At 73.3% G+C, this 20,415-nt stretch carries 19 protein-coding genes and 1 pseudogene; 10 read left to right on the forward strand and 10 right to left on the reverse strand.

The window, feature by feature from the left end; genetic code table 11:
• Positions 1 to 4: 4 nt before the first annotated feature.
• Positions 5 to 796 (reverse strand): DUF3885 domain-containing protein, encoded by a 792-nt coding sequence (locus CMS_RS17775; RefSeq protein WP_012298364.1) that lies wholly within the window; start codon positions 794 to 796, stop codon positions 5 to 7.
• 150 nt (positions 797 to 946) lie between these two features.
• Here CMS_RS17775 and pgtP point away from each other — a divergent pair, with 150 nt between their 5' ends.
• From pgtP to CMS_RS04785, 3 genes are all read left to right on the forward strand, one after another.
• Positions 947 to 2,368 carry an MFS transporter gene (pgtP, locus tag CMS_RS04770; protein ID WP_012298365.1) on the forward strand — a complete coding sequence of 474 codons (1,422 nt, stop codon included), beginning with the start codon at positions 947 to 949 and terminating at the stop codon, positions 2,366 to 2,368.
• Between the two features lie 473 nt (positions 2,369 to 2,841).
• Positions 2,842 to 3,639, forward strand: a complete 798-nt coding sequence (locus CMS_RS16180; RefSeq protein WP_049791894.1) for an SDR family oxidoreductase — start codon at positions 2,842 to 2,844, stop codon at positions 3,637 to 3,639.
• Entirely contained in the window at positions 3,636 to 3,875 is a 240-nt protein-coding gene (locus CMS_RS04785) for a hypothetical protein (protein ID WP_041464413.1), read from the forward strand. The genes CMS_RS16180 and CMS_RS04785 overlap by 4 nt, the downstream gene beginning before the upstream one ends.
• A 97-nt stretch (positions 3,876 to 3,972) precedes the next feature.
• Here the strand turns inward: CMS_RS04785 and CMS_RS04790 are convergent, their stop codons facing one another.
• The 5 genes and pseudogenes from CMS_RS04790 to CMS_RS04805 form a co-directional block, all read right to left on the reverse strand.
• Positions 3,973 to 4,722, reverse strand: a complete 750-nt coding sequence (locus CMS_RS04790) for a response regulator (protein WP_012298367.1) — start codon at positions 4,720 to 4,722, stop codon at positions 3,973 to 3,975.
• Positions 4,719 to 6,119, reverse strand: coding sequence for a sensor histidine kinase (locus CMS_RS04795; RefSeq protein ID WP_041464414.1), 1,401 nt, complete (start codon positions 6,117 to 6,119; stop codon positions 4,719 to 4,721). The genes CMS_RS04790 and CMS_RS04795 overlap by 4 nt, the downstream gene beginning before the upstream one ends.
• A gap of 84 nt (positions 6,120 to 6,203) precedes the next feature.
• The gene (locus tag CMS_RS17780; protein WP_049791895.1) at positions 6,204 to 7,844 is read right to left on the reverse strand and encodes a rhamnogalacturonan lyase; all 1,641 of its coding nucleotides are present in this window, start codon (positions 7,842 to 7,844) and stop codon (positions 6,204 to 6,206) included.
• Positions 7,845 to 7,971: 127 nt separating this feature from the next.
• Positions 7,972 to 8,283, reverse strand: a pseudogene (locus CMS_RS18225) (hypothetical protein); the annotation flags it as partial.
• On the reverse strand, positions 8,280 to 10,250 hold the full coding sequence (locus tag CMS_RS04805) for a rhamnogalacturonan lyase (RefSeq protein WP_012298369.1): 1,971 nt from the start codon (positions 10,248 to 10,250) through the stop codon (positions 8,280 to 8,282). The gene CMS_RS04805 and the pseudogene CMS_RS18225, both read right to left, overlap by 4 nt.
• Before the next feature lie 410 nt (positions 10,251 to 10,660).
• Here CMS_RS04805 and CMS_RS04810 point away from each other — a divergent pair, with 410 nt between their 5' ends.
• Together CMS_RS04810 and CMS_RS04815 are read left to right on the forward strand one after the other, a co-directional pair.
• The gene (locus tag CMS_RS04810) at positions 10,661 to 12,226 is read left to right on the forward strand and encodes an MFS transporter (RefSeq protein WP_049791896.1); all 1,566 of its coding nucleotides are present in this window, start codon (positions 10,661 to 10,663) and stop codon (positions 12,224 to 12,226) included.
• A gap of 136 nt (positions 12,227 to 12,362) precedes the next feature.
• Positions 12,363 to 12,767 (forward strand): VOC family protein, encoded by a 405-nt coding sequence (locus CMS_RS04815; protein ID WP_041464883.1) that lies wholly within the window; start codon positions 12,363 to 12,365, stop codon positions 12,765 to 12,767.
• Here CMS_RS04815 and CMS_RS04820 read toward each other — a convergent pair.
• Positions 12,764 to 13,981, reverse strand: coding sequence for an alpha/beta fold hydrolase (locus CMS_RS04820; protein WP_012298372.1), 1,218 nt, complete (start codon positions 13,979 to 13,981; stop codon positions 12,764 to 12,766). The two genes, CMS_RS04815 and CMS_RS04820, sit on opposite strands and share 4 nt — an antisense overlap.
• Before the next feature lie 62 nt (positions 13,982 to 14,043).
• Between CMS_RS04820 and CMS_RS04825 the strand changes: the two genes are divergently transcribed.
• On the forward strand, positions 14,044 to 14,490 hold the full coding sequence (locus CMS_RS04825; protein ID WP_012298373.1) for a hypothetical protein: 447 nt from the start codon (positions 14,044 to 14,046) through the stop codon (positions 14,488 to 14,490).
• A gap of 41 nt (positions 14,491 to 14,531) precedes the next feature.
• On the opposite strand, the gene CMS_RS04830 is transcribed toward CMS_RS04825, so the two are convergent.
• Positions 14,532 to 15,965, reverse strand: a complete 1,434-nt coding sequence (locus CMS_RS04830) for a phytoene desaturase family protein (RefSeq protein ID WP_012298374.1) — start codon at positions 15,963 to 15,965, stop codon at positions 14,532 to 14,534.
• Positions 15,962 to 16,858: a UbiA family prenyltransferase gene (locus tag CMS_RS04835; RefSeq protein ID WP_012298375.1), complete on the reverse strand. Its 897-nt coding sequence runs from the start codon at positions 16,856 to 16,858 to the stop codon at positions 15,962 to 15,964. The genes CMS_RS04830 and CMS_RS04835 overlap by 4 nt, the downstream gene beginning before the upstream one ends.
• Before the next feature lie 66 nt (positions 16,859 to 16,924).
• Here CMS_RS04835 and CMS_RS04840 point away from each other — a divergent pair, with 66 nt between their 5' ends.
• Positions 16,925 to 18,121, forward strand: a complete 1,197-nt coding sequence (locus CMS_RS04840; RefSeq protein ID WP_012298376.1) for a glycosyltransferase — start codon at positions 16,925 to 16,927, stop codon at positions 18,119 to 18,121.
• Between the two features lie 53 nt (positions 18,122 to 18,174).
• Here the strand turns inward: CMS_RS04840 and CMS_RS04845 are convergent, their stop codons facing one another.
• On the reverse strand, positions 18,175 to 18,888 hold the full coding sequence (locus tag CMS_RS04845) for an SDR family oxidoreductase (protein WP_012298377.1): 714 nt from the start codon (positions 18,886 to 18,888) through the stop codon (positions 18,175 to 18,177).
• 72 nt (positions 18,889 to 18,960) lie between these two features.
• On the opposite strand from CMS_RS04845, the gene CMS_RS04850 reads away from it, so the two are divergent.
• From CMS_RS04850 to CMS_RS04860, 3 genes are all read left to right on the forward strand, one after another.
• Complete coding sequence (locus tag CMS_RS04850) at positions 18,961 to 19,500, forward strand: MerR family transcriptional regulator (protein ID WP_012298378.1); 540 nt, start codon at positions 18,961 to 18,963, stop codon at positions 19,498 to 19,500.
• A gap of 190 nt (positions 19,501 to 19,690) precedes the next feature.
• Positions 19,691 to 20,161 carry a hypothetical protein gene (locus CMS_RS04855; protein WP_106408634.1) on the forward strand — a complete coding sequence of 157 codons (471 nt, stop codon included), beginning with the start codon at positions 19,691 to 19,693 and terminating at the stop codon, positions 20,159 to 20,161.
• A gap of 13 nt (positions 20,162 to 20,174) precedes the next feature.
• Positions 20,175 to 20,354: a hypothetical protein gene (locus CMS_RS04860; protein WP_106408635.1), complete on the forward strand. Its 180-nt coding sequence runs from the start codon at positions 20,175 to 20,177 to the stop codon at positions 20,352 to 20,354.
• The last annotated feature ends 61 nt before the right edge of the window (positions 20,355 to 20,415 follow it).

Raw genomic sequence — 20,415 nt, forward strand, 5'->3', positions numbered from 1 at the left:
GCGTTCAGTCCTCGAGGTCCTCGTCGACGTCGTCCCAGAGCCCGAGCGCCTCCTCGTGCGCCCTGCGCTTCTGCCACCGCGCGTTGAGCATCTCGAGCCGGCGGGCGACCTTGGCCTTGCGGCGCAGATCGCCCGGCGTCGATGGGCGCATCCACCGGTGGCCGGCGACCCACGAGTCCGGCGGGAGCCAACGAGCGTGCGCCTCCGCCAGGGGCCGCTCGATCGATTCGTCGAGCATCGAGATGTCGATGCCGCCGTCGTAGCAGTGGACGGTCCAGCTCATGTCCTCCGCGATGAGGCAGTACCGACCCTGTTCTCGGTGCCCGAGGTCGCACAGGTCATCCAGCGAGGGGCGGCCGACGCGGATGCGAAACGTCCTCGTCCAGTCCGCGATGTCCTCCGGGGTCGTCGCGCTCGGCTCCGTGAAGGTGGCCCAGGGCAGGAGTCCGGGCAGCACCGTGTCCGACTCGCCGACGCCCCCGCGCCAGAGCTCCAGGACCATCGTGCCGCGCGATCCGGACAGCGCCTCAAGGGTGGTGACGATGCTCCCGTAGCGGCGGCGGGCGGAGCGGCGGTCGCGCGCCTGCCGAGCGTCCTGGATGCTCCAGGGCAGCGTGTGGAAGCGGATGCCCGGCATGTACCAGCCGCTGTAAGGCGGGTAGGGCTCCGCCCATCGTTCCCGCCAGAGGGCGAGCAGCCGCGCCGCATCCCGATGGGCATCGGGGCCGTCTGCCACGCGTGGCTCGGGGATGCTGACGGGCTCGGGCTCGGGGGCTTCGGGTTCCGCGTGGATCACGGTGGAGCCTCCCAGAGGCCGCAGCCCTCCCGTTCGGGCGATCCCCACGCCGGCCGATCGACGCGATCGCGTGCCGCCCCTAGTCGATCGTCTCGCGACGGCGTTAGGTGGTCGGAGGCCGCGACGATGCGACCGCCAGGAGGCAGCACCATGACCACCGACCAGCGCACCCGACCCGACGGCGCCGCCGTCCGACGCGGGCTCCTCGCCTTCATGGCGGCCCCACCGCCCGCGCCGCGGCTGGACGACGCGACCGTCGCCCGCCGCTACCCGCGCCTCCGCTTGCAGGTGTTCATGGGCATCTTCATCGGCTACGCGGCCTACTACCTCATCCGCAACAACGTTCCCCTCGTGGCGACGATCCTCCGCGACGAGAACGGCTTCAGCGCCCTCGGCCTCGGGATCCTCACCAACGGCGTGCTCCTCGCCTACGGATTCAGCAAGTTCCTCAGCGCGATCGTCAGCGACCGCAGCAGCGCGCGCTGGTTCCTCCCCATCGGGCTGCTGCTCTCCGCGTTCGCGAACCTGGTGGTCGCGTTCGTGCCGGCCGTCGGCGCGTCCGTGGCGCTCTTCGCCGTCGTGATGATCGTGAACGGCTTCTTCCAGGGGATGGGCTGGCCGCCGTCCGGCCGCACGCTCGTGCACTGGTTCTCCACGTCCGAGCGCGGCGGGAAGACAGCCATCTGGAACGTCGCCCACAACGTCGGCGGCGCGGGAGCAGGCGGACTCGCGGGCCTCGCCATCGCGACGTTCGGCACCTGGCAGAGCGCGTTCTGGTTCCCCGCCATCGTCTGCATCGTGATTGCGCTGGTCGCCTTCGTCCTCCTCCGCGACACCCCCGAGTCCGAGGGCCTGCCGCCCATCGAGGAGCACCGGCACGACCCGGCGCCCGTCGAGACCGACGCCGCCGACGAGGGCGCGTCGACCTGGACCACCATCCGCCGCTACGTCATCGGGAACCGCACCATGGTGAACCTCGCGCTCGCCAACGTCTTCGTCTACACGCTCCGCTACGGCGTGCTCGTCTGGGCGCCCATCTACCTCGCCGACGTGCGCGGCGCCAGCCTCGGCGAGGGCATCGCCGGGTTCTTGCTGTTCGAGCTCGCGGGGATCCCCGGCACGCTGCTCTGCGGGTACATCAGCGACAAGGTCTTCCGCGGGCGGCGCTCGCCGACGGGGATCCTTTTCATGGCCGCCGTGGGCCTGGCCGTCGCGATCTACTGGCTCTCGCCGGCCGACGGCCCGCTCTGGGTCTCGCTCGCGGCGCTGGTGCTCATCGGCGGGCTGATCTACGGCCCGGTCATGCTCATCGGCCTGCAGGCGCTGGATCTCAGCCCCCGCAAGGTCGCGGGGACCGCCGCCGGGTTCACGGGGCTTTTCGGCTACGTGCTCGGCGCGACCCTCGCCTCCACCGGGATCGGCGCCTCGGTGCACGCGTTCGGCTGGGACGTGACCTTCGTGCTGATCCTCGTGTGCGTCGTGCTCGCGATCGTGCTGCTCGCGATCGTCGGCAAGGACGAGTCGGCGCTGCGCCGCCGTCGCGAGGAGCGAGGGGACATCGCGGCGCGCTGATCCGGCGGCCGGGTCACGACGCGTCCCGCCACGCGGCGGCGAGACCACGGTCGATGACCCGGCGCCACGCTCCCGGCTGGCGGTGCCGGCGAGCCAGATGATGGACATGAGGTCGTCGTCGGTGAAGCCGTCCGACAGGGACCCGTCGTCGTGCGCCTCCTCGACGAGCCGACGCCCGAGCGCGAGGGAGCGGTCGCAGGTGCTGATGAGCGCGGCGGCCTCCGGGAAGCGGCGGAGCATCGCGTCGTTGAGGGCGGGATCCTCGAGCTGCAGGTCGACCAAGCGCTCCAGCCGCGCGCGCGGGGTGGCCTCCGCGTCGACGGACGCCTCGAGGGTGAGCAGCTTCTCGCCGGCGATGGTCGGGATCACCGCGTCGATGAGCGCCTCGCGGGAGCCCACGCGGTTGTAGAGCGTGCCGATGCTGACACCGGCGGCGCGCGCGATGTCCTCCAGGGGGGTCGAGGCCGCGCGCGGTGAACGTCGCCAGGGCGGCCGCGTGGAGCTTCTCGACGTTCGCGCGGGCGTCGCGCCGCATGCTCCGCTGCTCGGCCATGGGGCTCCCTGTAGTTGAGGTCGGCCTCAAGATGTGCGTGCATTCGCACCTGAGGTCGCCCTCCACTCACCGCTCATCCCGGCGGACGTCGGCCAGGCAAAGGATCCCCCTGCCCCTCATCACCATCGTCGGCGCGGGCGCCGGACTCGGCCTCGGGATCGCCCGCGCGTCCGGCCGCGAGGGCTTCGCCGCCACCCTCGTCTCCCGCGACCAGGCCAAGCTCGACAGCCGCGCCGCCACCCTCGGCGGCGGGGGCGTCACCGCCCGGGGCTTCGCGGCCGACATCCGCGACGCCGCGAGCGTCACCCGCGCGCTCGACGCGGTCGTCGCCGCGCTCGGCCCGATCGACGTGCTCGAGTTCTCCCCGGCCGACACGTCCCTCGAGTCCGTCGACGTCCTCGAGGTCACCCCCGCGAACCCGCAGCCGCAGATCGACCTCTACCTCGGCGGCGCCCTCACGGCAGTCGGGCACGTCCTGCCGGGCATGATCGAGGCCGGCCGCGGCACCGTGCTCGTCACGACCGGCGGCGGATCCATCTCGCCCCTGCCGTTCCTCGGCAACGTCAACATCGCTGCCCCGTCTCGTCCTCGAACGTGCCTGTGCGCGCTCGCCCGCACGGGTCCTCGGAAGCATCTATGGTGCTGGCGCACCCGGCTCGATCCGCGACCGCGGATCGGGGTTGCCCGGTGTGCAACGACGACAGGAGAACCAGCATGACGAAGCACGCACACCGGACCCCGTGGGCCCTCGCCCTCGCCGCCACCGCCCTGGTGGCCACCGCTCTTGCACCCGCGGTCCCGGCGGTCGCCGACGGCGTCGCCGTCCTGGTCGGAGGGGCCAGCAGCACCACCGCAGCGCACGATGCCACCACGGCGCTGGCCGGCCCCCCGTCCTGGTTCAACGGCAGCAGCGACTGCCGGTTCGACCCGTCGGGGGTCAACTGCCGCGCGTGACCGACGGTCCCGGGCCCGATGGGCCGTGACGCCCCGGAGCTCGCCGCCGCCCCCGCCCCCATCGCCGCCGCATCGCACCGCGCCACGGGCGGCGGGGTCAGCTCGCGCCCGGCACCACGATGCCGCGCTCGTACGCGAACACGACGGCCTGCACGCGGTCGCGCACGCCGAGCTTCAGCAGCAGGCGCGAGACGTGCGTCTTCACGGTCGCCTCGCCGAGGTAGAGCCGCTCAGCGATCTCCGCGTTCGCGAGCCCCTCGGCGAGGAGGCGCAGCACCTCGAGCTCGCGGTCGGTGAGGGTGGCGACGCGCGGGTCGGTCGGGATCGTCGGGGCGGGCGTCGGCGTGGCCTCATCGTCGTCGGACGCACCGGATCCGCGGCCGAAGCGGTCGATGACGCGGCGCGTGACGTCGGGCGACAGCAGCGCGTCGCCGCGCGAGATCACGTGGACGGCCTCCACGAGCGACTCCGGCGACGCGCTCTTCAGCACGAACCCGCTCGCGCCCGCGTCGAGCGCGGTGAAGAGGTAGTCCTCGCGGTCGAAGGTGGTGAGCATGAGGACGCCGGCCCGGATCGCTGGGTCGGCCACGATGCGGCGCGTGGCCTCGAGCCCGTCGACGCGCGGCATCTGCACGTCCATGCAGATCACGTCGGGCGCGAGCGCGCCGGCGAGGCGCACGCCCTCCTCGCCGTCGGCGGCCTCGCCGACCACCTCGATGCCGTCCTCGCTCTCGAGGATCACGCGGAACCCGGCGCGCACGAGCGCCTGGTCGTCGACGAGCAGGACGCGGACGCGCGCGAGGGCCGGTGCGGAGCCCGCCGCTGCGGTCGGGTCGGTGGCGGTCATGCGCGGGTCCCCTCGGGAACGGATGCGGCGATGGGCTCGGGCAGCGGCACCGGGGTCGCGACCGGGGCGCGTCTCGTCGGCAGCGACGCGCGCACCAGGTAGCCGCCGCGCGCCTTCGGGCCCATCTCGATGGATCCGCCGACCGCCGCCACGCGCTCCCGCATGCCGCGCTGACCCAGGCCGCCGGGCCCGTCACCGCCCGGGGCGGAGGTCGCGCCCCCCGGTCCGGCGTCGCTCACCTCGACCTCCACGCGGTCGGCGAGGTAGCGGAGGCGCAGGTCGACGCGCGCGCCGGTGCCCGCGTGCTTCCGCACGTTCGTGAGCGACTCCTGCGCCACCCGGTAGACGATGAGGTCGACCGTGGGGGGCAGCGGACGCGGGGTGCCGATGATGTCGTACGCGACCGTGAGGCCCGCGCCGCAGGCGTCCGCCACGAGCTCGTGCAGCTGATCCACGCCGCGGGTGGATGCCGTGCGGGTCTCGTCGCCGCCGGCGCCCACATCGTCGGATCCCGTGCCGTCGTCGTGCTGCCGCAGCGCGACGAGCATCCGGTGCAGCTCCTCGATGGCGCTCCGCGCGTTGTCCTCGACGATCCCGAGGGACGCCGCCGCTTTCGCGGTGTCGCGGTCGAGGACCCGCCGGGCCGCGCCGGCGTGCACGCCCATCACGGAGACGTGGTGCGCGACGACGTCGTGCAGCTCCCGCGCGATCCGCACCCGCTCGAGCGTCACCGCCTGGTCCGCGACGCGCTCCCGCTCCGTCGCGAGCTCCGCGGTGCGCACCTCGAGCGCACACCGGTCACGCGCCGACGCCCAGGCGCGGTCGCCGAAGTACCAGGCGCCGCCGAAGTAGAGGAGGTTCGTAATGATCGAGATGAGGCCGGCGGCGACGGGGGCGGGTACCCAGGCGTCGGTGGGGGCGTCCTCGAAGCTCGACGAGGACAGCGAGTGGTAGCCGGAGGTCCGCAGCAGCTCGGTGAACAGCCAGGTGAACATGCCGACCACGACGATCCCGCGCACGACGTTCGACCGCACCCGGCTCCGACCCCAGGCGCCCTGGGAGTACATGGCGATGAACATCGCGATGTTCGAGAACAGCACCTCGGGCACGAACTGGTAGGCGCCGATGATGAACACCGCGGACACCACGAGGGTGACGGCCTCGGGCTGGAGCCGGCGGGCGGCGAGGGGTGCCGTCATCAACACGATCCACCCGATGACGACCCAGATCGGCGGGCGCGACGGGTACATCCCGATGGCGTGGTAGAGCATCACGCTGAAGGTGGTGAGCACGAGCATCACGACCGCGAGCAGGGCGTCGAAGCGGAACCCCGCGCGGTCGGGCCGGGGGCGGATCCAGAACCGGCCGACGCTTTCGGGGGCGGATGCGGCGCTCACCCGTCCACCGTATCGACGCGGCTGGGTGCACCGCATCCGCCGGATGACGGAAGCGGCCCCTATCGCGACGGGCCTGTCGCGGCGCTACCCCGCCGCGGCGGGGGCCCTCGGCGGGACGACGCGGATCCGCGGTGCGGGCGCGGGCGCCATGCCCGCACCGATGAAGAAGCTCGGCTGCGGCGACTGGTTGTAGCCGCTGTTCTGCCAGGCGACGCCCACGCGGTACATCGGGTCCTGCATGAGGGTACGCAGACGCATGCCCGTCGGGATGGTCGTCGAGTAGATGCGCATCTCGCTCGAGTCCTCGCTTCGCCACACGAGCTCCTCGCGCCAGTCGCCGAGGAGGTCGGCCTGCAGCATGGGATCGCCCTTCGTCCCGTTGTCCGTGGAGGTGCCGTGCGCCACCATCAGCTCGTCGCGGTGCTGGGTGGTCCAGTTCCACTTCGAGATGATGGGCACCCCGGTGTGGCGGGCGGCGTCGTAGCTGCTGATGTCCACCATCTCGCGGAGCGCGTCGCCGTCCCAGAACGCCGCGAAGTTCGGCTGCGGGATCTGGTGCCCGAGGAACTGTCCGTCTGCCGTGCGCATCTCCGCATCGTCCGAGCCGTTGGCGCCGCCGCCGTACGACCACGCCTCAGCGCCGGGATGGCGAGGGTCGACATCCGCCGCGAGCCCGCGCCCCGTGTCATGGTCGCCGGGGATGCTCCAGAGGACCTGGCCCGTCCGCGCATCGCGGAAGGTGGCCGCCCGGTTCCCGGACCGCTCCATGAACTCGTGGACGGCGAACGCCTCATATCCGGGGCGGGTCGGATCGAGGTCGCCGACCGTGAGCGCGTCGCCGTGACCGAGCCCGGTCGAGTAGAGGAGGTGCCCGTCGTCATCGATGGTCATCGATCCGTAGACGATCTCGTCGCGGCCGTCGCCGTCGACGTCGGCGACGGCCAGGTTGTGGTTGCCCTGGCTTGCGCCCCGAGCGTTCCCGGGCGCGCTGCTGTCGAACAGCCAGCGCCGCTTCAGGTGCTGGCCGTCGAAGTCGTAGGCGATGAGCGCCGTGCGGTAGTAGTAGTCGCGGGTCATGACGAGGCTCGGATGGACCCCGTCGAGGTACGCCGTCGCCGCGAGGTACCGGTCGGCTTTGCTCGCATGGAGATCGCCCCATGTGCGGCCGAGGTCGCCGCGCACCGGCTCGTAGGGAATGGTGTCGATGGCGCGGCCCGTGAGCCCGGAGAAGATCGTGAGGAACTCCGGGCCCGACTTGATGTAGCCGTCTGGGCTGCGAAAGTCCGCGCGCGGGTCGCCGATGACGACGCCTCCGCCGTCGACGGTCCCGTCGGCGGTCTTCAAGGCGATCTCCGCCCGACCGTCGCCGTCGTAGTCGTAGACCTGGAACGGGGTGTAGTGCGCACCGGCGCGGATGTTCGTGCCGACGTCGATGCGCCAGAGACGGGTCCCGTCCATGCGGTACGCGTCGATCATGGTGGGACCGGTGTACCCGGGGATGCTGTTGTCCTTCGAGTCGCTGGGGTCCCACTTCACGAAGAACTCGTACTGCCCGTCCCCGTCGGCGTCGCCCACGCTGGTGTCGTTGGCGCTGTAGGAGTAGCGCTCGCCGGCGGGGGTGGTGCCGTCCGCCGGCTTGTCGAGGTGGACGGGGACGTACGCGGCCGTACGGACCCCGAACGACCGTGTCACGGCCGTCCATGCGCCGGTGCGGGAGTCCGCCACGACGTAGGTCGAGCCGGGACGGCCGCCGGGGTCGACGAGATCGGTCGTCGCGGTGAGCGCGGACGGACGGGGTGATGAGCACGCCGTCCCGATAGACGATGAACGACTCGGTGTCCGGGTCTGTGCCGAGCAGGCGCCAGGAGACGTGGACGCCGTCGGCGGCGAGGGCAGCTTCCGGGGCGCGGTCGAGGTACTCGACCTGCCGGAGCGCCGCGGCGGCGAGGGAAGCGTCCTCGGGCGCGGTGGGCGCGGTGGGCGCCTGCTCCTGGTCTGGGAGCGACACGGGGGGCGGCAGCGCACCACCGCTCGACGGTGACGGCAGCGGGGCAGCGGTGGCGGAGGTCGCCGTGAGAGGTGCACCGAGGAGCACCAGGGTGATGGCGAGCGCGCGAGCCACCGGACGGCGGTGCGCGGGTCGCCTGTCCGGCGAGCGGCTCACGAACCGGGTCCGGCCAGGCGGATCCGCGGCACGGGCGGCGTGCCCATCCCCGCCCCGACGAAGTAGCTGGGCTGAGGCGGCATGTTGTAGCCCGTGTTCTGCCAGGCGACTCCGAGCCGGTACGTCGGATCCTGCATGAAGGTCCGCAGGCGGGTGGAGGTCGGATCCGTGGTGGAGTAGATGCGCAGCTCGTGCGAGTCGGCGCTGCGCACGACGACCTCCTCGCGCCAGTCGCCGAGGAGGTCGGCCTGGAGCATGGGATTCACCTTCGTGGAGTTGTCGGTGAGCGCACCCGTGGCGGTGAGGAGCACGTCGCGGTTCCGGGTGGTCCAGTTCCACTTCGAGATGACCGGGACGGCCGCCGCTGAGGCGGGGTCGAAAGCGCCGCCCAGCTGCTCGCGCAGCAGATCCCCGTCCCAGAACACCGCGAACCGCGAGTCGGGGATGGCGTCCGTGATGAGCCTTCCGTCGGCGGCGCGCAGCTGAGCCTGGGGCTTCCCGTCCGGGCCCGCGCCGTACGCCCACGACTCGGAGCCGGGGTAGCGGGGATCCACGTCGGCGGTGAGGCCGAAGCCGGTGTCCTGGTTGCCGGGGATGCTCCAGAGGATCCGCCCGGTGGCGGCGTCGCGCATGGTCGCGGCGCGGTTGCCGGACTGCCCCATGATCTCGTGCACCGCGAAGGCCTCGAGGCCCGGGTTGCCCGGGACCAGGTCGCCGACGTGGATCGCGTCGCCGTGCCCCAGCTTCGTCGAGTACAGCAGGTGCCCGTCGTCGTCGACCGTCATGGATCCGAAGAGGATCTCGTCGCGGCCGTCCCCATCGACGTCGGCCACCGCCAGGTTGTGGTTCCCCTCGCCTGCGGCCGCGGCGTTCCCGGGAGTGCTGCTGTCGAGGAGCCACCGCTGGACGAGATGGCGGCCGTCGAAGTCGTAGGCCGCGAGGGCCGTGCGGGCGTAGTAGCCGCGGGTCATGACGATGCTGGGGTGGGATCCGTCGAGGTAGGCCGTGGCCGCGAGGAACCGATCGACGCGGTTGCCGTAGGAGTCGCCCCACGACGCGACATCGCCCCGCGGCGGGTCATAGGGGACGGTGTCGATCGCGGCACCGGTGAGCCCAGAGAACACGGTGAGGTACTCGGCTCCGGAGAGCACGTATCCGCGCGCGTTGCGGTGGTCGGCGCGACCGTCGCGGATGACCGTCCCCCGTCCGTCGACCGTGCCGTCCGCGGTCTTCATGACGACCTCCGCGCGCCCGTCGCCGTCGTAGTCGTAGACCTGGAATTGCGTGTAGTGGGCGCCGGCGCGGACGTTCGGGCCGAGCGCGATGCGCCAGAGCCGGGTGCCGTCCATCCGGTAGGCGTCGAGGAGCACGGGACCGGTGTAGCCGGCCTGGCCGTTGTCCTTGGAGTCGCTCGGATCCCACTTGACGAACAGCTCGTAGGTGCCGTCGCCGTCGGCGTCGCCGACGCTCGTGTCGTTCGCGCTGTACTCGTACCGCTCCCCGGCGGGCGTGACGCCGCCAGAGGGACGGTCGAGCGGGACGGACGTGTAGGGCGCGGTGCGGACGCCGAAGGATCCCGTCACCCGAGCCTCGACGCCGCCGACCACGCTCCGCACCTCATAGTGCGAGGTCGGTCGGCCGTTCGGGTCCGTGAGGTCGTTCGCGCTCGTGAGCGGGGTCGGCGTGATGCGGATGCCGTCCCGGTAGACCGTGAACGCGATCGCATCCGGATCGGTACCGAGCATGCGCCAGGAGAGGTGGACGCCGTTCGGCACCAGGGCGGCCTCCGGCGCGCGGCCGAGGCGCTCCATCTGGCGCGTGGCGGCGGTCGCGGTCGCGGTCACGACCGGGGCGGCGCTTCCCGGCGTGGCGACCGCGCTGGGCAGCGGGACCGCCCCGAGCGCCCCCGCGACGAGGACGGCCAGGAGGGCGGGACGGAAGGGGGAGCGACGAGCGCGACGGGACACGGCGCCTCCGAGCAGGACGAGGGGCGGGTGGGCGGACGCCGAGCGCCGGGCAGGTCACGCGGGAGGAGCGATGGCGACGGATTCGGATCAGGTCGCGGAGCCAACCTAGGGGTGCGGCTTCTAGCCCGTCGCGATCCTCCCCAGGCCCGCCGTGTGCCGCATCCGGGACGGCGGCTCCGCGACCGGGCGACGAGATGCGCCGCATGGGTCAACCAGTGGCAGACTGTGTGGACGGGTGCCTCCGCCCGGCCGTCCTCCCGCACCGACGCGGATCCGCTCGGGCTCAGCCGTTCGCGTCGAGCCACCCGACCCGCTCCGGTCGGGTGTCCCCCCGCATGCACCCTGCCCGTCGAGCTGGATCCGCCCGTACCACCGCCGTCCCGAGTGACGGCACGAAAGGACTCGCGTCCATGTCCGATACGACCGCATCAGCCCGATCGGTGACGGGCCGGCCCGCCGCGCCCGTCGTCTCGCGCCGCGCCTGGCAGGCGCTCATCGTGCTGCTCGCCGGCATGTTCATCGCGCTGCTCGACACCACCATCGTGAACGTGGCGCTGCCCACCATCCGCACGAGCCTCGACGCCTCCGAGTCGACGCTGAGCTGGATCATCTCCGGCTACGCGCTCGCGTTCGGCCTCGCGCTGATCCCCGCGGGCCGCCTCGGCGACCGCTACGGGCACAAGTGGGTGTTCGTGACGGGCATCGCGCTCTTCACGCTCGCCAGCCTCGCGTGCGGTGTGGCGCAGGACGACCTCCAGCTCGTGATCGCGCGCGTGGTGCAGGGCCTCGCGGGCGGCCTGTTCGTGCCCGCGGTGACCGCCTTCATCCAGCTGCTCTTCCCGCCGCAGGCGCGCGGCAAGGCGTTCGCCATCATGGGCGCCGTCATCGGCGTCTCGTCCGCGCTCGGCCCGATCGTGGGAGGCCTCATCATCCAGGCCGCGGGGGAGGAGTCGGGCTGGCGCCTGGTCTTCTTCGTGAACCTGCCCGTGGGTCTCGCGACCGTCATCGCCGCGATCTTCCTGCTCCCGAGCCGCCAGGTGGCCGAGCAGGTCGCAGGCGACGTGCGCGCGCAGTCCGGGCAGCGCGGGGGCGCGAACCAGGGCGCGGCCGCGCCCGCCAAGGCTCCCGCCCCCTCGGGCGTCGACCTCGTCGGGATCCTCCTGGTGAGCGCCGGCCTCGTGGCCCTGCTCGTGCCGCTCATCGACGGCCAGGACCAGGGCTGGCCGCTCTGGACCTACCTCTCCCTCGCCGGCGGCGTCGTGCTCCTCGCGCTCTTCGGGGCGTGGGAGGTCCTGCAGACGCGCCGCTCGAAGGGCGTCCTCGTGCCGCCGCACCTGTTCACGCACCCGGCCTTCACGGGCGGCGTGATCCTCGCGATGGTCTACTTCGCGGCGTTCACGAGCATCTTCTTCACCATCTCGATCCTCTGGCAGTCGGGTCTCGGCAACTCGGCGCTCGAGTCGGGCCTCGTCTCGATCCCGTTCGCGATCGGCAGCATCGTCGGCTCCTCGCAGAGCAACCGGCTCACGAACCGCCTCGGCCGCACCGTGCTCGTCATCGGCACGGCGCTCGTGAGCGTCGGCCTGATCTGGCTGTGGCTCGTGCTGCTCAACACCGCCGCGGCCGACCTGAACAGCTGGATGCTCCTCGTCCCGCTGCTGCTCGCCGGCATCGGCAACGGCCTCTTCATCGCCCCGAACGCGCAGTTCATCGTCGCGACGGTGGATCCGGCCGAGGCGGGTGCCGCCTCCGGCGTCATCGGCACCGTGCAGCGCGTCGGCTCGGCGGTCGGCATCGCCGTCATCGGCAGCGTGCTGTTCGCGGGCGTCGCGGGTGCCGGGATCCAGGGCCCGCAGATGGTGCCGCAGGCGTTCACGGATGCGTCGGCATCGGCCATGGGCGTCAGCGCGATCTTCGCGGTCGTCGCCTTCGCGCTCGTGTTCGCCCTGCCGCGGCGGGTGTCGCGCGGGCACTGACGCGCGCCGCACGTCCCCTCTCTCGCCGATCCGGATCCGTCCGGGTCGGCGAGAGCCGTCTCCGGGCCGGATCCGCCGTCGTCCGATCCGCGACCGGGTGTCGACAGCCGGCGTCCGATGCGCGAGCGTCATCCGCATGACCCTCTACATCTCCTGTCCGGTCGCCAGCGTCGAGCGCGCGGCCGCCTTCTATGCGGCGCTCGGCTGGACGCGCGACGAGGCCATGTCCGGCCCCGACTCGGCGTGCTTCGCGATCGCGCCCGACCTGCGGATCATGCTCCTCGGCCGCGACGTCTACGCGAGCGTCGGCGGCGTCGAGCAGCTGATCGGCGGACCCGACACGCCCTCCAAGGTCACGCTCTCCTTCGACCTCGGCAGCCGCGTGGCCGTCGACGAACTGGTCGAGCGCGCCCGCGCGGCCGGCGGGCGGATCGGCGACACCGACGAGTACCCGGCCATGTACCAGCGCCAGTTCGACGATCTCGACGGCTACCACTACTCGCCGTTCTGGGTGCATCCGGACGTGGATCCCGCAGGCTAGGCGGTCTCGGCGATCCGCTCCCGCAGCCGGGCGAGCGCGTCCGCGGCGCCCCGCAGCACCGAGATGTGGCCGTCGCCCGGGCGGACGACGAGCTCGACGCCCGCCACACGGTCGGCGAGCCAGCGCGCGTGGGCGACCGGCGCGATCCGGTCGGCGTCGCCGTGCAGCAGGATCACCGGCGCGGTCGCGTCCGCGAGGTCGACGCCCCAGTCGGCGACGAGCGCGAGGTCGTCGTCGACCATGCCGCCGGGGCCCGCGTCCAGGCCGTGCGACGCGACCCCGTCCAACCACGCCCAGTCGGTCTCGAGCGCGCGCAGGTCGCCGTCGGTGAACATCGCCGGGTCGAACGTCGACGCGGCCAGCTCCTCCTCGAGCGCCTCCCGCCCCGCGACCGCCGCGCGCAGCTCCCGCTCCCCGCCCGCGTGCATGCCGGCGAACCAGTCGATGCCCTCGGCGGCGACGGGTGCGAGCGGCGAGACGCTCAGCGCGCCGAGCACGCGCGCCGGCAGCGCGGCCGCGGTGGCCAGCGCGAGCACCGCGCCGCTGGAGTGCCCGAGCACGGCGAACCGTTCGACGCCGAGCGCGTCGGCGAGGGCCGCGTCGTCGGCTGCCGTGTCGGCGACCGTGCGGCCCGGGTGCCGGGTGGATCCGCCGTACCCCGGCCGGTCGTACGAGATCCACCGGATGCCGCGGCCCGCGGGCGCCTCGACGAGCGGCGCGGGCGGAGGCCCGACGTTCGGGGTGCCCGCGGTGGTAGACGACCACGAGGTCGGCGCCGTCGCCGGGCCCCGTGTCGTAGCAGTGCAGCGCGCGGCCGTCGGGGAGCCGCAGATCCGTCTCGGTGAGCATGGGCTGAGCGTAGGCGCGCGGTCGACGGGCGACCAGGCTCGGTCGCCGGATGGACGGCGCAGTGGCCCGTCGCCCGGTGGGCCGGTGGGCCGGTCGCCGGTCGCCCGCGGTGACAGGATCGGGAGATGGATCCCCACGAGCCCGCGGACCCGGACGCCGGGGCGCCGACGGCCGAGCGCGCGGAGCTGGCCGAGCTGCGGCGTCGGGCATACGGGCCGGGCCGCGACGCGGATCCGGTGGACGTCGCGCGGCTGTGCGTGCTCGAGGAGCGCGCGGCGGCGGCCCCCACCGGACCGCGGGGCGCGATCGTGTCCGCATCCGGCCGGGGCGACGGCCCGCACGGCGACGACGAGCTCGCCGATCACCTCGCACCCCCCGCCTCCTGTCCACCCGCCGCCTCGCGATCCTCTGGGCCGCCTCGGTCGCCGTGGCGGTGGCGCTCACCGCGGTCGTCGTCTCGGCGGTCACCGCTCCCGCGGGGCGCGAGGTCGCGGTGGTCCGCTTCGACCCGGACCAGCCGCTGCCCGTCTACATGCGCGACTACTTCGGTGGCGCGGAGACCGGATCAGCCCGCTTCCACGGCCTCACCCTCGTGCGGCTCGAGAACGACCGCTCCGCCTACCCGCATGTCCGCGGGGAGTGCCTCTCCGTGCAGCCGTCGCGCGCCGCGCTCGAATCGACCATGGGCGGCGGATGCGCGGCGGGCGCGATCGGCGCGTCCGCGCAGTTCCTCGTGAACTTCGGCGCGCCCGAGGAGCTGCGCGACGTCTACCCCGTGGGCACGGCGCTGCTCTTCGACCTGCGCGGCGACGCCGTCCACGTTCGCGTCGACGAATCGTCCCGCGTGCCGTCGCCGACACGCCCGCCGAGGTAGCCGCAGCGGCAGCGGCAGCCGCTGCCGTAGCCGCCCCCGCGTCAGGCCCGGTGCGACTTGAGCAGCCGCGTCACCGCGATCATCGCGCCGCCCACCACCGCGGGGATCCCGCCGCCGGGGTGCACCGACGCGCCGACCCGCCACAGCCACGGCCGCCAGGGGTCGTTGTACGAGGGGCGGTGGAACGGACCGCTGAGCCACGGCGGCCGCGCGGCCCCGTAGAGCGCGCCGTGCGGCTCGCCGCCCTCGCCGTAGTACCGCGGATCGAGCACCGTCTGCTCGTCGAGGAGGTCGGTGAGGGGCCCGTCGAGCCCCATCGCGGATGAGACGCGGTCGACCTCGCGGCGCACGAAGGGGTGCTCGGCCGTGTAGCGACCGCCGTCCGCGGGTGCGGTGAGCAGGATGCCGACGGTGCTGCGCGGGTTCGGGTATACCTCGCCCGCGCGGTACTGGTTGACGAACACCATGGTGTCCGCCGGCTCGTCGCCCGCCTCGAGGCTGCGGTGCAGCGCGGCGGGCTTCGTCGGCAGCACCACGCTGTGCGTCGCGATCCCCGCGGGCAGCTCCTCCCGCAGCGCGCCGTACAGCGCGATGCCCGAGCGGGAGAGGGTGCGGGGCCGTAGGCGGGGGAGCGTCGGGATCCGCGACGGGCCCGTCAGCGTGGCGAGCCGGTCGGCGTCGAGGGCGCTGACGACGAGGTCGGCGGGGTAGCGGCCGGCGTCGGTGGTGACCGACCCGCGCTCGATGCGGGTGACGGCCTCGCCGGTGCGGATCTCCACCCCGGCCGCCTCGGCCAGCCGGCCCAGCGCGAGCACGATCTCGTACACCCCGCCGCGCGGCACCCACGCGCCGGTCTCCGCCATGATCGCCGGCATGCTCGCGTAGAGGGCCGGGGTGCGCGCGGGCGAGACGCCCGCGTTGAGGGTGTGGATCGCGATGATCTCGCGCAGCCCGTCGGGCAGCCACGGCAGGCCGTCGAGGTACGCGCGCGTGGTGAGGCGGGAGCCGTAGACGTCCAGCAGCCGGCGCAGCGCCGGGAGTGCCGCCCGGTCGAGGGGGTCGGCGAGCAGCAGCTCGGTCACGTCGTCGGCGAGGGGCGCGTGGATGTCGGAGAACCGTCGCCAGGCGGGGTACCAGGGGTGATCCGGCGCCACCGGCAGGGAGGTCTCCTCGCCGTCGAAGTAGTAGCGGCCGACCTCGGCCATCCGCACCAGGTCGAGCCGGCCGGCGTCGCGGGTCCGCTCGGGCGCGCGCTCGCCGTCGCCGAGCCGCCGCAGCAGCTCGTCCCACACCGCCGGGAACGTCACCAGCGACGGCCCGGTGTCGATGCGGTCCTCGCCCAGATGGATGCGCCGGCTCTTGCCGCCGAGCTCGGGGGAGGCCTCCAGCAGGGTGACGCGGTGGCCCGCGTGCGCGAGCAGCGCGGAGGCGGTGAGCCCGCCCATCCCGCCGCCGACCACGACGATGCGGCTCATGGATACCCTCCGAACACGATCGCGACCATGAGCAGCACCCCGGGCAGCGTCCCCGCGATGTACGGGAAGGCGACCGACAGGCGGTAGAGGCGGTGGCCGGTCTCCGGCCGCGGGTCGCGCAGCAGGCGCACCACGAGGATGCCGGCGATCAGCAGGTCGACGGCCGCCACGGGCACGCTCACTACGGCGAACAGCGCCGCCGAGAGGATCCACCAGGCCCCGCTCCACAGGGCCGTCCCGCGGGAACCGAGCCGCACCGCGCTGGTGGTGATGCCCGCCTCGCGGTCCTCCACGATGTCCTGCACCGCGTCGAAGGCGTGCTTGGCCACGCTCCAGGCCATCAGGCCGAGGACGGCCGGCCAGACCGGCGCGACCCCGAGGGCCGCCGGCACGATCACCAGCGGCAGCGCGTAGGCCGCGTTGCTCAGCGAGTCGAGGAAGGGCCGCGCCTTGAAGCGCAGCGGGGGCGCGGAGTAGAAGACGAACACGCCCGCGTAGAGCAGGATCGCCGCGTTCGCGAGCGGCGGCAGCACGAGCAGGAAGTAGACGAGGAACGGGACGTTGACGGTGGCGACGGCCCAGGCGATGAGCCGCACCTCGGACGGGCGGATCCGGGCGCCCTCGATGGAGCCCTTGCGGGGGTTGGCCGCATCCGTGTCCTGGTCGTAGATGTCGTTGACGCCGTAGATCAGCAGGTTGAACGGCAGCGTGAGCCACAGGATGAGCGGCAGGGCCCGCATGTCGAACAGCGCGCCGGTGAGCCACACGGCGACGAGCCCGGATCCGATGGTGTTGATCCACAGCACCGGGCGCGAGATGAGCACGAGGCGGCGCATGGCCACGCCGATCCCCGACGGTGCGATGCGCGACATCCGCTCGCTGCCGTCGGTCACGCTCTCGAACCTACTCCCGGCTCGGGTGGCCGCCGACCGTCCGGCTGCCGGGCCCACACTGGGTGCATGCGCATGATGCTCCTCACCGCCGGCACCCGGGGTGACGTGGAGCCCTTCGTGGCCCTGGTGCGGCACGCCGCATCCCGCGGCCACGAGGTGCGGCTGGCCCTGCCCGACGACGCGGTCGCGCCCGAGGGGGTGGACGTCGTGCGACTCGGTCTGGACGCCCGGCGGGTGCTCTCCCCGGCCGGGCGCACGCCGTGGGCGCTCGCCCGCCACGTGCGCGCGGAGGTGCGGCCGGCGATGCGGCGGATGCTCGCCGCCGCGGCGCGGGAGACGGTCGCCTTCGACCCCGACGTGGTGGTGCACCATCCCCTGATCCTCAGCGCGCCGATGGCGGCGGACGCGCTCGGCGTGCCCCGCGTGCTGGTGGAGTTCGCGCCGGTGGTCACGCCCAGCGACCGCTTCCCCGCCGCCGGCGGTCCGACGGCCACCCGCGACCTGGGCGTGCGCAACCGGTCGACCTACGCCGTGCCGCGTGCCGCCGGGCGCCTCTTCGCCGCTGACGTCACGCGCGCCGCGGCCGAGCTGCCGGGCGGTCGTCGTCCCGCCGGGCGCACCCCGTCGCGCGCGACGCTCATGGCCGTGAGCCCGCACCTGCTGCCGCGGCCCGACGACTGGCCGGAGCGGGTCCACCAGACGGGGGCCTGGTACGAGGAGGCGCCGGCGGCGTCGACCGACCCGGTCGTCGGGGGCTTCCTCGGCGGCGGACCCGTCGTCGTCGCCTCGTTCGGATCCATGACGAGAGGGGGTGCGTCGGCGCGGGGGCGGGCGATCGTCCAGGCCGCCCGCGCCCACGGCCTGCGGGTGCTGCTGGTCACCGGGTGGGGTGGGCTCGCGCTGCCGGCGGAGTGCCACGGCACCGACGTGCTGGCGGTGCGGTCGGCGCCGTTCGACCAGGTGCTGCCGGGCGCGGCGCTCGCCGTGCACCACGGCGGGGCCGGCACCTCCCACGCCGTCGCCCGGGCCGGCGTGCCCGCCGTGGTGGTGCCCGTCACCGCCGACCAGCCGTTCTGGGCGGCCCAGCTGCACCGGCAGGGGGTGGCCGCCGCCCCCATCCCGCTGCGCCGCCTGTCGGTCGACGCCCTCGTGCCCGCGATGGGCGATGCCCTGTCCCGACGCGAGCGGGCGGCCGAGGTGGGCGGGCTCATGCGTCGGGAGCGCGGGGTGCGGCAGGCGGTCGACGCGCTCGAGTCCCTCTGACCCGGCGACCGGCCTGACCCGGCGACCGGCCGCCAGCCCTCTGCCGGCGCCGGTCAGCCGAGGATCGCGCGCATCTTCTCGTAGAACGGTGCCGGGTCGCCGACCAGCGAGTCCTTCACCATGCGGCTCCAGTCGTCGACGACCACCTCGACGGATCCCGCGACCACACCGTCGAGCGACGCCCGGGCCACGTCGCGCGGGGCGATCATCGGCCCGTCGTAGCCGGCCATGATGTCGGTGTCCGCCGCGCCCAGGTGCACGCCCTGGACGAGGGTGCCCTGCGCGGCGAGCTCCAGCCGCACGGCGTTCGTCATGTTCCACTCGGCCGCCTTCGCCGCCGCGTAGCCGCCGTTCGCGCGGGTCGAGAACCACGACAGCGCCGACAGGATGTTGACGATCCCGCCGCCGCCGTTCGCGGCGAGCACGGGCGCGAAGGCGCGAATCACGCCGAGCGTGCCGTAGAAGTGGGTGTCCATCTCACGGCGGATCTCGGCCATGTCGCCCGTGATGAGCGTGGCGCCCGTGGAGATGCCCGCGTTGTTGACGAGCAGGGTCACGTCCTGCGCGGCCTCCGCGGCGGCGCTGACGGACGCCGGGTCGGTGAGGTCGAGGCGCAGCACCTCGACGCCGGGGATGTCGATGGTCTCGGGCCGGCGCGCGGTCGCGTAGACCTTGCGGGCGCCGCGCTCGAGCAGCTCCTCGACAAAGGTGCGGCCGATGCCACGGTTGGCGCCGGTGACGAGGGCGACCTGATCCTGGATGTCCATGCGTGCTCTTCCTCCTGCCGCCCGCGTCGTTCGCGAGGTGCGGCGCGGCCTACGCTAGGAGTTGACGTCGACGTGAAGGGCAAGTCCGCCCGGCGGATCGACGGGAACACCATCACCATCACCATCACCATCACCATCACCATCACCATCACCATCACCATCACGAGGGAAGAGGGCGGCATGCTGCGGATCGGCGACGTGGCGGGACGAGCGGGCGTGAGCACGCGGGCGCTCCGGTACTACGAGGAGCAGGGCCTGCTGCCGGCGGAGCGCACCACGAGCGGCCAGCGCGTCTACCCGGAGGCCGCGGTCGAGCGCGTGCAGCTCATCCAGCAGCTGTTCGCCGCGGGCCTCCCGAGCCGCACGATCCGCCAGCTGCTCCCGAGCGTCGACTCGGGCGTCGCCGCGCCCGAGTCGCTCGCGCTCCTGCGCTCCGAGCGCGACCGGATCACCGCGGCCATCGCCGAGCTCGAGCGCGCCCGCGAGGAGCTGAACCGCGTGATCGACATCTGCCTGCACCCGACGCCGGAGCACTGCCCGGCGCTTCGCGAGGGCGCGGCGGCATACGCGGGTGCCGTCGCGGGCGCGACCGAGGAGATCATCGCGGCCTGACGGAGGTGAGGCCATCCCGGCCCCGAAGGTCATGGCAGAACCGTCGCCAGGCATCCACGGGCGAGAGGACCCCGTTCCCGGTTCGGCTCCGTTGCCGTGTGCGGCGAGGCGGGCAGCAGTCAGCTGGATCCGGCGATGACGGTGGCGAGGCATATGGTCCGACGCTGGGACACGGTGAGGAGGGGCTCTGGTGATCAAGCGGCTCGGTGCGGTCGCGGCTGTGGCCGTCGTCTGCGGTGCTCTGGCGGGAGTGGTGGTCGGGCTCCTCGCGCGCGGCGTGGTGGACGAGTCCTTCGTGAGGGACTTCTGGACGGGGCCTCCTGCCGCCGGCATCTTCGCGCTCATCGGAGCCGGCCTCGCCTACGGCGCCGCGACGGTGGCGGCGCGGGTGTCGCGACGGTCGGCGGAGCGCCAGGAATGGTGGGATCGAGCGAAGTGGGCTCTCGATCTGGTCATGTCATCGGATGAGGCCGATCGCGAAGTGGGGCTCGCCGCGATCGAGGTGCTCGTAGCGGAGGCGACGACGACCGAGGCGGAGATGATCGACGCTGTGACCTCGTCGTCACGACTGGATGAGGAGCGGAGGAGCAGCGCGGTATCTGCTTCCGGCGTCCATCCACCTGAGGTGGACACCATCCCCACACGCGTTGACAATGGATGAAGGAGGTACCGCCATGACGATGGAGCAAAGGAACCCGAGCCCGAGCGCACTCGAGAAGCGCATCCAGGCCGGTGAGGCCGACCCCATCAGCGACGCAGAACGTGCCTCGGCAGCGCGGATCCGGATCATGGTCGACAAGAAGCGCGGCCGGAAGACCGAGGACTGGATCAAGAAGCTGGCCACGAGCGCGTAGCTCGCGATCGACACCAGAGGGACCCCGCCGCATGGCGGGGTCCCTCTCTTCGTGTCGGGCA

The organism is Clavibacter sepedonicus (assembly GCF_000069225.1).
Taxonomy (GTDB): Bacteria; Actinomycetota; Actinomycetes; order Actinomycetales; family Microbacteriaceae; genus Clavibacter; species Clavibacter sepedonicus.